The 13672-nt window shown below is 56.8% G+C and carries 16 protein-coding genes; 12 read left to right on the top strand and 4 right to left on the bottom strand.

The features are described 5' to 3' along the window. The first annotated feature begins 2 nt into the window (after nt 1-2). Nucleotides 3-428 (top strand): type III secretion system chaperone, encoded by a 426-nt coding sequence (locus tag A936_RS19870; RefSeq protein WP_008460964.1) that lies wholly within the window; start codon nt 3-5, stop codon nt 426-428. A 40-nt stretch (nt 429-468) separates the two neighbouring features. Here A936_RS19870 and A936_RS19875 read toward each other — a convergent pair whose 3' ends face one another. After that, nucleotides 469-969, bottom strand: a complete 501-nt coding sequence (locus tag A936_RS19875) for a lytic transglycosylase domain-containing protein (RefSeq protein WP_008460965.1) — start codon at nt 967-969, stop codon at nt 469-471. Nucleotides 970-1167: 198 nt separating this feature from the next. Here A936_RS19875 and A936_RS19880 point away from each other — a divergent pair, with 198 nt between their 5' ends. The 11 genes from A936_RS19880 (at nt 1168) to A936_RS19930 (ending at nt 10654) form a co-directional block, all read left to right on the top strand. Beyond that, nucleotides 1168-2187: a lytic transglycosylase domain-containing protein gene (locus tag A936_RS19880; protein WP_008460966.1), complete on the top strand. Its 1020-nt coding sequence runs from the start codon at nt 1168-1170 to the stop codon at nt 2185-2187. 805 nt (nt 2188-2992) lie between these two features. After that, the gene (locus A936_RS19885) at nt 2993-3967 is read left to right on the top strand and encodes a sigma 54-interacting transcriptional regulator (RefSeq protein ID WP_008460967.1); all 975 of its coding nucleotides are present in this window, start codon (nt 2993-2995) and stop codon (nt 3965-3967) included. Between the two features lie 94 nt (nt 3968-4061). Further along, nucleotides 4062-4271, top strand: coding sequence for a hypothetical protein (locus A936_RS19890; RefSeq protein WP_008460970.1), 210 nt, complete (start codon nt 4062-4064; stop codon nt 4269-4271). Nucleotides 4272-4336: 65 nt separating this feature from the next. Continuing rightward, on the top strand, nt 4337-4750 hold the full coding sequence (locus tag A936_RS19895) for an EscF/YscF/HrpA family type III secretion system needle major subunit (protein ID WP_008460972.1): 414 nt from the start codon (nt 4337-4339) through the stop codon (nt 4748-4750). A gap of 6 nt (nt 4751-4756) precedes the next feature. Then, nucleotides 4757-5557, top strand: a complete 801-nt coding sequence (sctJ, locus tag A936_RS19900; RefSeq protein WP_008460974.1) for a type III secretion system inner membrane ring lipoprotein SctJ — start codon at nt 4757-4759, stop codon at nt 5555-5557. 5 nt (nt 5558-5562) lie between these two features. After that, nucleotides 5563-6177, top strand: a complete 615-nt coding sequence (locus tag A936_RS19905; protein WP_008460976.1) for a hypothetical protein — start codon at nt 5563-5565, stop codon at nt 6175-6177. A gap of 3 nt (nt 6178-6180) precedes the next feature. Continuing rightward, on the top strand, nt 6181-6801 hold the full coding sequence (locus tag A936_RS19910) for an HrpE/YscL family type III secretion apparatus protein (RefSeq protein ID WP_008460978.1): 621 nt from the start codon (nt 6181-6183) through the stop codon (nt 6799-6801). A gap of 103 nt (nt 6802-6904) precedes the next feature. Next, nucleotides 6905-7135: a hypothetical protein gene (locus A936_RS19915; RefSeq protein ID WP_008460979.1), complete on the top strand. Its 231-nt coding sequence runs from the start codon at nt 6905-6907 to the stop codon at nt 7133-7135. A gap of 135 nt (nt 7136-7270) precedes the next feature. Continuing rightward, nucleotides 7271-9340, top strand: coding sequence for a type III secretion system outer membrane ring subunit SctC (gene sctC, locus A936_RS19920; protein WP_034810083.1), 2070 nt, complete (start codon nt 7271-7273; stop codon nt 9338-9340). Nucleotides 9341-9349: 9 nt separating this feature from the next. Further along, nucleotides 9350-9535, top strand: a complete 186-nt coding sequence (hrpT, locus tag A936_RS19925) for an HrpT family type III secretion system protein (protein ID WP_008460981.1) — start codon at nt 9350-9352, stop codon at nt 9533-9535. 177 nt (nt 9536-9712) lie between these two features. Next, nucleotides 9713-10654, top strand: a complete 942-nt coding sequence (locus A936_RS19930; protein ID WP_008460982.1) for an Hrp/hrc type III secretion system-Hrp elicitor/effector region-harpin/ elicitor of hypersensitivity reaction — start codon at nt 9713-9715, stop codon at nt 10652-10654. An 836-nt stretch (nt 10655-11490) separates the two neighbouring features. On the opposite strand, the gene sctU is transcribed toward A936_RS19930, so the two are convergent. The 3 genes from sctU to sctS are packed head-to-tail and all read right to left on the bottom strand — an operon-like array spanning nt 11491 to nt 13670. Beyond that, nucleotides 11491-12573: a type III secretion system export apparatus subunit SctU gene (sctU, locus tag A936_RS19935; protein ID WP_008460983.1), complete on the bottom strand. Its 1083-nt coding sequence runs from the start codon at nt 12571-12573 to the stop codon at nt 11491-11493. A 24-nt stretch (nt 12574-12597) separates the two neighbouring features. After that, a complete protein-coding gene (sctT, locus tag A936_RS19940) occupies nt 12598-13407 on the bottom strand; it encodes a type III secretion system export apparatus subunit SctT (RefSeq protein ID WP_008460984.1) in 810 nt (269 codons plus the stop codon). Then, complete coding sequence (gene sctS, locus A936_RS19945; RefSeq protein WP_008460985.1) at nt 13404-13670, bottom strand: type III secretion system export apparatus subunit SctS; 267 nt, start codon at nt 13668-13670, stop codon at nt 13404-13406. Before sctS ends, sctT begins: the two co-directional genes overlap by 4 nt. Nucleotides 13671-13672 lie beyond the last annotated feature (2 nt).

The raw sequence follows: 13672 nt of genomic DNA on the forward strand, positions 1-13672 counted from the left end.
AAATGACGATGCAACAGCAGCTTCAACAGTGGCTTGATGCCTGGGGAAAACAGCACAAGATCTCGCTGCGTCTGGAAGAAGGCGTATGCCTGCTGACGGATGCGCAGCAGCAAGAGGCGGCGGTGATTGAACTGCCGCCGGACAGCAGCGCGGCGGTGCTGCACTGCCGGGTAGGGGAATTAACCGGGCAGGATGCGGCGCTGCTGCCGAACCTGCTGGCGATGAACTTTGAAATGAACGCGATGCGTGGCTGCTGGCTGGCGCTCGATGGGGAAAATGCCATTCGGCTTTGCACTCAGTGCGAAATGTTTGTCCTGGACGCCGAGCGGTTTGCGGGTTGGTTAAACGCCTTTATCAGCCAGAGCGGCGAGGTCAGAGCATTTATTGCCGAGCTGCCTTCGCTGCTGGAGGCCGCCACGCCGCGCTGATATTGATAGAAATAAAAAACCGGGAAATGTCCCGGTTTTTTTATTGGCCTGCAGCCTCGTTGCTGGCAAACAGATCCTCTTCACGCCGCGCGGGCTGCTGCTTTTGCAGGATCTTATAAATACGCTGGACGTCATCCGCATAGCGGCTTCGAAGCTGGCGGCGCTTTTCCGACGGGCCGGTATTGTACATGCCGACGGTATTCCAGGAGCGGCCATACTGGCGGAACAGCCCGTGTAACACCCACGCGCCGGTGGCGATGCAGGTACAGGGATCGTGCAGCAGGTTGTCACGCGTCACGCCCAGCTGCTTCAACCGGCCAAAATGCACGCTGTTCACCTGCATCATGCACACGTCTTCGGTGTGGTTCGAGTTGGCGGCGTTCACCGACGAGAGACTAAATTTCGACTCTTTCCAGGCGATGGCCTCCAGCAATGCGGGAGCAATCCCAAAGGCATGCCCCACGCGGGTAAAGCATTCGGCCTGGGCGAGGGCCGGCAGGCTAAGCAGTAAAAGTCCCCAGCGCCATTGTTTAGTCTGCATCGCGTTATCTCCTCTAATTCTTACAGGCAATGTGTGGCGAAAAGCGCACTTGGGTTCCCATTTTTTGCCATGTAAGGAACTCTTTACCCCTGCTTCTCACTCAGTTGAACATTCCGGGCGTGGGTAAAACTAAGCGTCATTGCGCGGTTAAGCGGCGGCCGGTTATTGCTACTGGGTATCACTTAGGGAGTGTGTTGTATGCAGATATCATCAGGACCGGGCGGGTTCTCACCGCTTTTGCCGGAAAACCATTTTCCAGGCCTGGACGGGGCATCACCTGACTCACAGAACGGCAGTAACAGCATTACCGCCAAACTGCTGCTGAATAACGGCGGGAACACGCTGGCGATCCCGCTGGCGCTGAACTTTGCCAACACGGGGGCGGCAGACAAGCCTTCGGCGATTAACTTCGGCGACTCACCGGCCAGTAATAACAGCCCGGCAACGAACCCGGCGAATGCTTCGTCAAGCAGCGGCAGCGGTTCCGCCGACAGCATGATGCAGGAACTCCAACAGATGCTGCAGCAGTTCCTGAAAGAGCTGATGCAGCTCTTCCACATGAACACCGGGCAAAGTAAGGGTGACGACGATTCCTCTTCACCGGCGAGCGGCATTGGTTCCGGCTCCGGTTCTGGCATGGACAGCGGCAGCAGCGATGGCGCCGGGGATGCTGGCCGTCCGCTGAATAACCTCGCGGCCGCGCCTTCTGGTGGTCCATCCGGTGCGTCCGGGCCGTCTGCGGATAGCCTGCCGCCGGGCGACACCAGCCTGAAAACGAGCGATCCAACGCTGCAAAAAATTGTTTCCCAGTTCGGGGGAGAATATGAAAAAGCCTCCGCTGAAACCGGCGTTCCGGCCAAGCTTTTAGCCGCGCTGACGATGCAGGAATCCGGTGGGGACGTAAACGCCAAATCCACCAACCCGGGTAACGGCCTGACCGACAGCGGCATGAACCAGATCAACCCGGACACTTACCGGGAGATGCAAAGCAAATACCCGGACAAGCTCGGCAGCGACATGAACTCTCCGGCCAACCAGATCATGTGTTCGGCGTTGATGCTTAAAGAAGGCAAAGAGAAATTCGGCAGCTATGATGCCGCGCTGCGCGCCTATAACTCCGGCGACGATCAGGTGAACCTGCACAACCTGTCCAGCGTCTCTTTAGGCGACCCTAACTACGTGAACGAAGTGAACAGCCACATGGCGAAATTCGCCTGATTGTGGAGCGGTAATTTTTGCCTGTTTCTTTACAAAATGGGGTAATTCAGTGGCCACGTCTCCAAAGAGGGTGGCTGCTTTTTTTAGTTACAAAGCAGTTTATTTCTTTGACAAGCTAAAATAGCGTGATTAATCGCAGTAAATGCGTCCAGGAATGTTCCCAATTAAACATAAATACTAAAAGTGAAATATATTTCAAAAAGAAAAGGGTGTTTCAATAGCGACCTCTCAATGTAAATAATCGTAAATATATATTATCGGCTTTGCGGATTGTGAGGAAATCCTGTCGGAGAATCCGTCGGGCTTCATACGTGAGTCGGGCAAAAATTCATTTTTTGGTCGCAACAGGGTAAAAAATTAACGGCCTGTCTATTTTTATTTAATTTATTCATTAAAATCATTTATTTAGTTTAATAGCGATATATTTAGATTCTTATTAATACATTTGGAAATATTCAGCGAATCTCACATTTTTTTTCAGTCGGCTTCACGAAATGAATCTCAGCAAACGCTATCGGCTGACGATTTTATTCCGCTCAAAACAACCTGCTATCCAGACATCGGAACAGTTAAACCTGAATTCTTATGTAGGGATATTCCTACATGAGGCTAAAATTTTGTCTGATTGTGAAACCGCGGCTCGGTGATAGGTTGTTCCTGCTTCTCATAAACAAAACTCATTTATTTAGCGTGCTACCGTATTTTATTCACGGCAGCAGGCGGCAATTATTTTGTGGTTCACGTTTATGGTTCATAAGTGGGACTCATACGCCAGACCTTGAATAAGCCAGGCAGCGGGGGATTTATGAAAGAAAACAGTTCGAATCATTGGGAGATAAAACATATTCCGGTCGATATCGACTTGAATATGCCGCGGTCCGCAGCCGCATTACCCGCGTCTGAAAATGTGCACGATGGGCTGGATATCTGGCTGCAAACGTTAGCCCCTCTGAAGGTTGATTTGGTGCTGGAAGGCGAAACGGGCACCGGGAAAGACACCTTTGCACGCCGTATCTACGACCATTCCGGCTGTCGTGGCGCTTTTGTGCCAATTAACTGCGCGGCGATCCCCGAAACGCTGGCAGAAAGTGAACTGTTTGGCGTGACGGCGGGGGCCTACACCGGCGCGACACATTCGCGTGCTGGCTACATTGAAAGCGCCAATAATGGTGTCCTGTTTCTGGATGAAATTGACAGTATGTCCCTGAGCCTGCAGGCCAAGCTGCTGCGGGTGTTAGAAACTCGCACCGTGGGGCGCCTGGGCAGCACGCAGTCTATTTCGCTTAATCTGCGGGTGATTGTGGCCTCGCAAAAGCCCCTTGCCCAGCTCATGGAGCAAAAGCTGTTCCGCCAGGATCTCTTCTTCCGCCTGACGACGGTCAAAATCTCGCTTCCGGCGCTGCGTGAGCGCGTGGAATGCATTATTCCCCTGTTCCGCCGTTTTGCGCAGGAGTCTGCTATTCGGCTGAATCGCCCAATGCCGCCGATGCCGCAGCACCTCAGCGAAGCACTGTTGATGCACCGCTGGCCGGGGAATATTCGTGAACTGAAAGGCGCTGCCGAAAGGTTTGTGCTGGGGCTGCCGGCCCTGGGGCAGGTGGCGCACCCGGAGATGCGTTCCGTTCGGCTGCGCGAACGCCTGCGGCGGATAGAATACAGCCTGATAGAAGATTGCCTTTCGCGGCATGAAAATCGGGTTGTCAGCGCCGCACATGAATTGGGTATTCCAAGACGAACGCTGTACCAGAGAATTAAATCTTTGACTGAAAAGGAAAATTAATTTTTTAAATTTCTTTGGAACTGCCGCTTACGCCGCGCCACTTAATCCGTGAATGACACAACATTTGCTGTTTAATTAACGAGGAGTAAACATCATGGCATCAGTAAACACCGGTAACAACGCGGGCGCAAGCAGCAGCCTGGCAGATAGCTTCCAGTCCCAGATGGACTCTATCGAAAACAAATCCATGCAGGACTCTCTGGACAAAGCTGAACGTGACCGTAAGAACGCCTACGTGTCCGGCTACCAGAACTCAGCCACCACCATGATCAGTTCTCTGGCACAGAACAAAATTTCCTTCTAATGCTAATCAGGGATTCGCCCCGGCGTGAATCCCTGATCTTCACTTCTGCTGGCGGAAACTCTCTTATGCACATTCTTAATCCTGCGACAGGTATGCCTTTGCCAGAACCCGAGTCTCTGGGCGCTGCATCCAGCCCGGCCACTCAGTCTTCCATCCCATTCGGCAACAGCGTCGCGAATCAAAGCGATGCCGCTTTCTTTTCAGCCGCGCTGCAGCAGCCGGAAGCGGCCTCGGCGATGGGCGGCGTGGGCGGGAAACCTGCCGCAATGTTTGAAAAAGCCTCCGGCATGTTCAAGCAGATGGAAGGCGACCAGAAACAGATGAATAACGTGCTGCGTAAAGCCGCGCGCTCCACCGATCCGCTGGTGCTTAACCAGGTGGACGACCAGCTCTCCAACTATTACCTGGAGAGCATGATGAACGCCAAGATTGTCTCGAAGAGCATTTCGGGGCTCGATAAACTGACCAACCTGCAGTAATCCATCATGCAACGACGCTGGCGAAAAATCCTGCAGCCCTGGCTGCTGGTCCTGCTGCTGGCAGGCTGCGACTCACAGGTCATTCTGAACACCGGCCTGACGGAAAACGATGCCAATGACATCATTTCCGAACTCTCGAAATACAAGATTGAAGCCGACAAGCAAATAGATAAAACCGGCGTCACCGTGCTGGTGGCTCAGGACAATATTGAACGCTCCGTCCGCATTCTCAACGCCAACGGGTTGCCGCACAAAGCGCGGACCAACCTGGGCGAGGTGTTCCAGAAAAACGGCATTATTTCCAGCCCGCTCGAAGAGCGCGCCCGCTATATCTATGCGCTTTCCCAGGAGCTGGAGTCCACGCTTTCACAGATTGACGGCGTGGTGGTGGCTCGGGTGAACGTTGTCCTGCCTGAGCGCGTGGCGCCCGGCGAGCCGGTGCAGCCCGCATCGGCATCGGTGTTTATTAAATACACCCCGGAAATGGACCCAGACAGCATTGAGCCCAGGATCCGTCGACTGGTCGCCGCGAGTATTCCGGGGCTTTCCGGGAAAAATGACGGGGCGCTTTCCGTGGTGTTTGTGCCCGCTGCGGCCTATCACGACCGCGTGGAACTGGTGACCTTAGGGCCTTTCCAGCTGACGCTTTCGCAGTATGCCACGGTCAGGACGCTGTTCTTCTCGCTGATGGGCCTGTTGCTGCTGCTCGGCGGGATCTTCACCCTTTTACCGAAGCTAAAGGCGATGAAGCGCGGTAAAAACTCAGGCTCGACTGGACTGGCCGTTGTGCCCTCAGAGCGGCGGTAACGCCAGTGGTTGCCTGGGACTACGCGCTCGCGGCGAACTGGCTTCGCTGGTGGCAGGAGGGATTCTGGCGGCAGGCGGATGCCAGCTGGTTCGGGCTGCCCTGGTTCAGCCTGGACGAGGCGCGACGCCAGAGCCTGATGCTTAAATCGCCGCAGGCCGTGCCGGCTATGCTGGCGCTGGAGGAGTCTCTGCCGGAAACGCCCGACGCCCGCCTGCTGGCGCTGGTTTCGCTTGACTTAGCCCAGCGCGAAACGCTTTTTGCGCTGGTGGCTGAGGTTTGTCAGCGCGGGAGCGGGGCGGGGCAGCTCACCGAATCTCAGCGGATCTGGTGCGAACGTCTAACCCGGGGGCTACGCCCCGGCGTCTGGCTGCCCGCAAGTCTTAGTTTTAGCGGAGAGCCGAGTTTCGCCGTGCTCTGCCTGCTGCGCCCGATTTTGACGCCAGCTGCCTGGCTGCGGCTGCGGCTCAGTTTCCCTCAGCCTGTGATTGTGCGATGTGAAGCGTGGCTGGCGGATGAACCTGTGCCGCTAAATCGCCTGCAGGCGCTGTGGGATGGCGCGATCTGGCAGGCTCAACGTTCGGCGATGCCAGCGCTGAATGATTTTTCACGGGAGCAATAAACCATGTGGGTCGGCCGTAAACTTGCCTTAGAAGAGAACGACCAGGTGATTGAAGGCGTACTGTTGCCGCACTCCGCTTTGCAGGAGCAGCAACAGGCTCAAAGCCTGGTAGAACAGGCCATGCGCAAGAGTGAAGCCCTGCTGGAGGAGGCTCGTCAACAGGCTGAGCAGATGCTCGCCGAGGCGCAGGTCGATGCTGAACGGCTGGTCGTTACACGCTGTGAAGAGGCAGAGCGGGAATTCTGGCTGCGGGTTGAGCCCTTTTTTAGCGAATGGCGGGCCGAGCGGGACGCGCAAAGTGCCGAAATCGTCGGCCAGGCGCAGGCGCTCATTGCGGCCGCGTTTGAACAGCTGTTTGGCGGCCTGAGCGACCAGCAAAAGCTCACGGCGCTGCTGACTCAGCTTCAGAGTTCAAGCGCTCGGGCAACGGACGTCACGCTGTATCACCCCTCACAGCATGAAGCGCCGCTGGCAAGCTGGCTGGCCGCGCGCCCTCAGCTAGGCTGGACGCGCTGCATCGACGACGCGCTGACGGCCGAAACGCTGTTGCTGCAAACCGCCCAGGGCGAGTTCAGCATTAGCTGGGCTTCGCTCCAGCAGCATTTGCTGCGCCTCGCCAGCTAACCCACTGCCAAAAACGTCCCGCCGGGAAGTTAATTTTCCCGCGTCGGGAACTGCCGCCTTTCTGCCGCCACTTATCATGCGATTTCAACGCGAGGAGAAACGTATGAGCAATTCCTTTGATATTCAGCGCAATCTCGACAGCCAGCTGTCCCGTCTGCACCACTCGGTTGCCGAGCTGGCGCAGAGCACGCTTGGCCAGCCCGCGCCAAGCATGGGCGACATGGTGGAATTCAAAAACGCCCTGATGAAAGAGGCGGCGGCGACCTTCACCGACAGCCAGCTGGGGTCGCTCAAGCATAGCCTGAGCAAGGAGATTATCGACTCTATCAACTAGTTATGCCGTCAACGGCTTATTCGTATCGATAAGCCGTTGTTTAACGCAGTTTGCACCCCGGATGGCTACCGTTTTATGCCGTCGATTACAGGAGAAGAGTCGTTGAATCAGCACGTACGTTTACTGCGCTCAGCCATGTTTGCTTTGGCCGCTACCGCTGGTTGCTTCAGCGCAACTGTTAGCGCTCAAACGCCTGCCGACTGGCAAAATGGCGCCTATGCCTATTCTGCCCAGGGCACGCCGCTGCGCACTGTCTTGCAGGATTTCGCCAGCAGCCACGGCGTGAATTTGCGTTTAGGGGATGTGCCCGACAGCGTGGTGGATGGACGCCTGCGTTCCGACAGCGGCGTTGCCTTCCTCGATCGCCTGGCGCTGCAGTACCGCTTCCAGTGGTTTGTCTATAACGGCTCGCTGTTCGTCAGCCCGCAGTCGGCAGAAACCTCAAAGCGCATCAGCGTGTCAGCCGATGCCGCGCCGGATCTCAAGCAGGCGCTGCGTGATGTCGGGCTGCTGGAAGACAAATTCGGCTACGGCGAGCTGCCGGACGACGGCGTGGTGATTGTCACCGGGCCGCCGGAGTACGTCGCGCTGGTGGCGGATTTTAGCGCCAAAGACAAAGACAAAAAGCAGAACAAAGAGATGATGGCGTTCCCGCTGAAGTACGCCTCGGTGGCTGACCGCGAGATTAAATACCGCGAGAAAACGCTGCTGGTGCCCGGCGTGGCAACCATCCTTAACGAATTGCTGGGTAAAAAGAGCACCCGCTCTTCGCAGGGCATTGTACCCGGCGGAGAAGGCAGCTCGCGTGAAGCCCTCAACAAGTCATTCCAGGAACAATCGGACAATATTCTCTCCGGGCTGATTCAGGGCCAGGACAGCCGTCTGCGCGGCGCAGGCGGTGATGACGAAGGGGAAATGAACCCGCTGGTGTCTGCCGATGTGCGCAACAACGCCCTGCTGGTGCGGGACGATCCTAAACGCCGCGAGCAGTATCAGGCGCTGATTTCCCAGATCGACGTGCCGCAAAAGCTGGTGGAAATTGACGCCATGATCATTGATGTCGATCGCCACGCGTTTTCGAAGTTCTCCAGCAACCTCAGCGGCACGTTCGGCAACATTACCGCCGGTTCTTCCATGCTGCAGGGGGCAGGCACGTTATTCGTGACCGACTACAGCCGCTTCTTTGCCCAGATCCAGGCGATGGAAGGCGAGGGCAACGCCTCTATCGTGGCTAACCCGTCGATTCTGACGCTGGAAAACCAGCCCGCAGTGATCGACATGAGCGACACCGCTTTCATTACCGCGACCGGCGAGCGCGTGGCGACCATTGAACCGGTGACCGCCGGAACCAGCCTGCAGGTAGTCCCGCGCGCCATCGGCAACGGGCCAACCAGCACGGTGCAGTTAGTTGTGGATGTGGAAGACGGCAAAGTCCAGGTCAACGATGACGGCGTGGCAACCGGCGCGAAGCGTGCCACGGTCAGCACTCAGGCGCTGGTGCAGCAGAACGGTTCACTGGTGATGGGCGGCTTCCATTCCCGTGAAACCGGTGACACCGACCACCGTATTCCGCTGCTGGGCGACATTCCTTACCTGGGGAAATTCTTCTCATATACCAGCCACGAAACGTCGCAGCGCGAGCGGCTGTTCATCATCACGCCGCATCTGGTGGGCGATCAGGTGGACCCGACGCGCTACATCGACGAGCAGGATCGCCAGCAGCTTTCTTCGGCGATGAATGAAGTACAGCTCCGCCAGCGCTACAGCTCGATGAAAGGCGACATCGAAAACGCCATGCGGGATCTGGCGGAAGACAAAGTCCCGACCGGGTTCCAGACAGGCGGTGAAGGCGTGAGTATTGGCCAGCTGTGCAACGTGGGGCCAGGGCTGTCATCGGACAGCTCCCACAGCCAGTGGTACAGCAATTCATCGGTGCAAATCAGCGTCGGGCTGATCCGCAATATCAGCGGCAAGCCGCAGCGTTTTGACGAATCCAACTGCCGCGATGATGACGTGCTTGCCGTGGCCGCCTGGCCGGGCGGAAACCTTGCCCCAGGCCAGTCGGCAGAGGTGTATATCGCCTACCGCACGCGGGGAGAAGGGCGCCGTAGCCGCCAGTCGCTGCTGAGCTCTGCCTCGTCATTGCCGGTGAATTCATCCAGGTCGCGCAGCTATCTTCTGCCGCCGCGCCCCGTACTGCATTAAGGAGCCACGATGAAACCTTCAATTTTGATACTGATGGCGCTGGCGTTTGTGCTTAGCGGCTGTGCCACCCGCAATGACAACGGCTGTGACAACGTGACGTGTCGTCCCCTGTCAGACAGCCACCACCTGACCATCTGGTGGCCGAACGATATGCGTAACGGCGTGCAGGATTACACGCAGATGCCGGTGCGCTGAGTGCCAGAGCGGGCGTGGCTGTTTTCACGCCTGTTTTTAAAAAATCATTTTTTTCCTGATGTTAGGCAGTTTTGTGGAACCGAAGCCGGTTTCTTTTCACTTAACAGGCGTCTTAATACTGCGACCCAGCAGGACTGGTCGCCTGTATCAACCCCGTTGTCATGGTGAGGTAATCGAATGAGTACGATTGGAAATATGCTGAATCTGGCCACTGCATTACCGCAGCTGGCGCTGAACGCAACCCCAGAAGGTATGGCCGCTAATCTGTTGAAAAACGTTGGCGATCAGATGGTGAACGACATTGCCTCCAAGCTGACCAACCTGTTGTTCTCCGGCGGCATGAACGGCAACAACAACAACACCTTTATGTCTCCGCAGAGTCAGGGCGGCGCGAGCATGGGCAACACGCTGGCAATGAGCAACATGCAGCAGATGCTCCAGCAGGTGCTCCAGCAGATGGGCGTGAATTCCCAGAACTCCCCGTTCAACAGCCAGGCGGGTGCAGGCAACATGAATGCCTTCAACAGCGGCATGAGCAACGGCCTGCAGTCACCGTCTACCGGCATTGGCCTGGTCCAGCTGCCGCTGTCCACCACCAGCGCCAACAGCGCGAACAGCTTTAACCAGCTGGGTAACAACATGGGCAGCCAGCTCGGCAGCAAAATGGGCCTGCAGGCGCTGGATGACGTGAAGTCAGACACCAGCGGTTTGTCCCTGATGGGTTCCGGTAAAGTGGATGGGGGCTCCAAAGAGACCCGTGCTGAAATCGGTAAATATATGGATCAGCACCCGGAAATCTACGGCAAGCCGCAGAGCGCGGGCGCCGGTATACCGGGCCTGGTGCACGTTGGTAAAGGCCCATCCAGTTGGGAAGACGCGCTGAAAAACAGCAAACCGCTGAGCGGCGATTCGCTGAAAGCCTTCCAGTCCGCGAAAAATGATCTGAAAACTTCTATGGTGGGGGGCTCTATTCCAGGCTCCGCCACCGCACCGGGCAATGGCTCTTCCAGCCTGCTGGTGAACGCCGATGCGCAGCTGTTTAACGGCAATATCATCAAAGATGCCATGAAGCACCACCACGGCGCGCTGATGGGCCTTGCCAGCGCCGTGCTGGCCTAAGGAATTGTGTTGTAGTCCACAGATGTTCTTTTTGACGCGTGGTGCGAGGTAACTTCGCCACGCGTGTTTCGCGAAACTCTTCTTCGCCCTCTATTTGACCGGTTTTTCTGCGCTAATCGCGTGGGATACCGGTCTTTTTTTTGTCTCTCGATCGCGCCCGTGTATTTCCAGTACAGAATAATTATTCGACTCTCTCCCTAAGAGCTGCTTCTTAGTCAAAAATCTCTGCGATTATGTAGGAGCGGCGAATATTCCGTTCACTTCCAGCCCTGTTTTATATGTAACCCGGCATAGGTGAACGTCTTAGGGGAGTCACCGTCACTCTCCTAAGAACCCGGACTCCCGGCCAAATAAATCGACCGCGTGAGCGGCAGACCTCCGTTTTATCTCCCAGTCCTGGGTCGGCTGAGATGCGTTCCCGACGCTCTCAACCTCCGGCCGTTCCCGACGGCCGGAGGCTGGCCAGTCGGAGAGAAAACGGAGGCGATTTAAGCCGGAACCATGCCTCGCTTTACGACTAACATTTTCCTCAGCCACAAAGTCGCTGGTTGTTTTACCCTCACCCTAACCTTCTCCCTATAAGGGAGAGGGAATAAAAAAATGCCTCCCCTCACCCCGGCCCTCGCCCCTTTGGGGAGAGGGCCGGGGTGAGGGGCCGAGTTGTTCACTAATATTTAGGTGATAGCCGGTGGGCTTGCTGCTTAGCGTTTCTGAACATGCGGGGAAAAAAGATCTATAGGTGAACGGAATAACTGCAGAATGACAGATATCTCCTGGAGGATTCGCAAGTAAAATGTGGTTAAGAAAGAACCCAGAGTAAGGGAAAATCGTCCCCGTTACTCCTCAAACTCAATCGTTTCACCCTTCAGGCGGCCCTCGAGCTTGCGCAGCAGGCGGTAAATAGCGGCCACCGCTTTTAGCGTGTCGCGTGGGATATAGGCACCTTCTTCGGTGGTGCGGTAAAGATTGCGGGTAAGCCAGACGTAGCGCACCACCGGGATATTGGCGGCGTGCGCCAGTTTAATCAGCGCTTTGGCGTCTTCGTCCTGTGCTTTAAACAGCAGCACCGGCAGCGGCGTTTCGTCCGGGAGATAGCGCAGCCCCACGGCGTAGTGCGTCGGGTTCACCAGCAGCACGTCGGCTTTTTCCATCTCCTGCGGGGTGACTTTTTTTGCCGGTGCGTTGAGGATTTCGTGGGCGACGTGTTTGCGGTGGCCTTTGGTGTGCGGGTCACCTTCCATCTGCTTGTACTCGTTTTTCACGTCCTCGTGGCTCATGCGATTCTGCTTGAGGAAGAAGTATTTCTGCAGCGCGAAGTCGGCTACCGAAAACACCAGCATCACGCCGACGATGGTGTGGGCGAGGGTTTCCAGAATCGCCACGCCCGCATGCCAGAAGCCGTCCAGCGTGCCGCCTGAAAGGTTGGCCATTTGCGACAGACGGGGTTTGATCAGTAGCCAGAACACCACCGAAAGGGTGATGGCCTTCAGCAGGCTGTTGAGGATCTGGATAAACTGCTTTACCGAAAACATCTCTTTGAATTTATTCAGCGGGTTGAGCGCCTCAAGCTTTGGGGCCAGCGCGGCGATGGCAAACAGCGGACCAAACTGGATCCAGCCTGCGGCAATGCGCAGCAGGATTACGGTGCCCACCGTCATCATAAAAAACACCCCGACGGTCAGCAGCGCGGCACCGCCAACTTCCCCTAACGCCTGGTTGAAAGGGCTGCTGAGGCGCATCAGCGGCAGGAGCATCAGCGCCTGCAGCTTTGCCATGCTGGCCTCCATCATGGAAAAGATCAGCTGCAGGACGCCGAACATGATCAGCAGTTTGGGGATGTCCTGACTCTGGCTCACCTGGCCCTTTTTGCGGGCCTCCTGAAGTTTATGGGGGCTGGCCTTCTCTGTTTTTTCACTCACGGCTTGGCACCCTCCGAAGCGGCATTACCAGGTGGTTTGACGGGCGGGCAGAATATCCGCCAGGTGCGGGATCATATCGCGCAGGCTGCTGAACTGGTGGCCGGCGAAATACTCCAGCGTGGGCAGGTAAAAGATAAAGAACAGCAGCCCGGCGATGCATTTTAGCGGCACGGTCAGTACCGTGGCCTGCAGCTGCGGACTGTAGATGCTGAGCACGCCAACGGCGAAATCGAGGAACAGCAGGAGCAGCACCAGCGGGCCAGCGTACAGAATGGTGTCGATAAACATCTGCTTTACCTGGCCGAGAAACACCAGGAACCCCTGCTCGCGGAAGTCGGGCAGCCAGCTGTCCACCGGCCACAGCCGGTAGCTGTCCCAGATAACCTGGGTGGCGAGGGACAGGCCAAAGTTGACGATCAGCACCATCATCGACCACTGCAAAAGCATGTAGCCGAGCGGCGTTTCGTCTGCGCCCAGGGCCGGGTTAAGCTGGCCGCCGCTGAGTGCTCCACGCTGGTTATCAAACAGCACGCCCACCGACTCAAACAGCCAGAAGGGTAGCGCCAGCAGGTAGCCAAGAAAAATCCCCAGCACCACTTCTTTCAGCATCATGGCGACAATGCCCCACGGCGTGTGCGGGGCGTGGGTCAACATCGGGACAATAGTCGGCGTGACAAAAAGCGCCAGCGGCACGACAACCGCCGTGCGGATCATGCCTTTCAGGGCAGAGAACGCAAACAGCGGCGTCAGCAGCACGCACGGGTAAATGCGGGCGATTGCCAGCCCCAGCCCCAGCATGCCGTTGAAAATGGGCGTCAGTTCGGCGGCGATCATCGCAGGGTTCCGGACGCGGCCATCATGTTGAAGGCGGACTGCGCCAGCTCCACCATTTGCAGGCCAATCCAGCGGCCGCTCAGCGCCAGCGTGGTACCCACGGCCACCAGCTTGATGGCGAAGGGCAGGGTCTGATCCTGGTGCTGAAACACCGCCTGCAGCAGGGACACCACAATGCCCACCAGCACGGCCACTACCAGCGGTGGCGCGGAGAGCACAACCACCATCAGCACCGCCTGCTTAAACATGTAGATCATGTCCATAA

This window comes from Enterobacter sp. Ag1 (genome assembly GCA_000277545.1).
Lineage (GTDB): Bacteria > Pseudomonadota > Gammaproteobacteria > Enterobacterales > Enterobacteriaceae > Cedecea.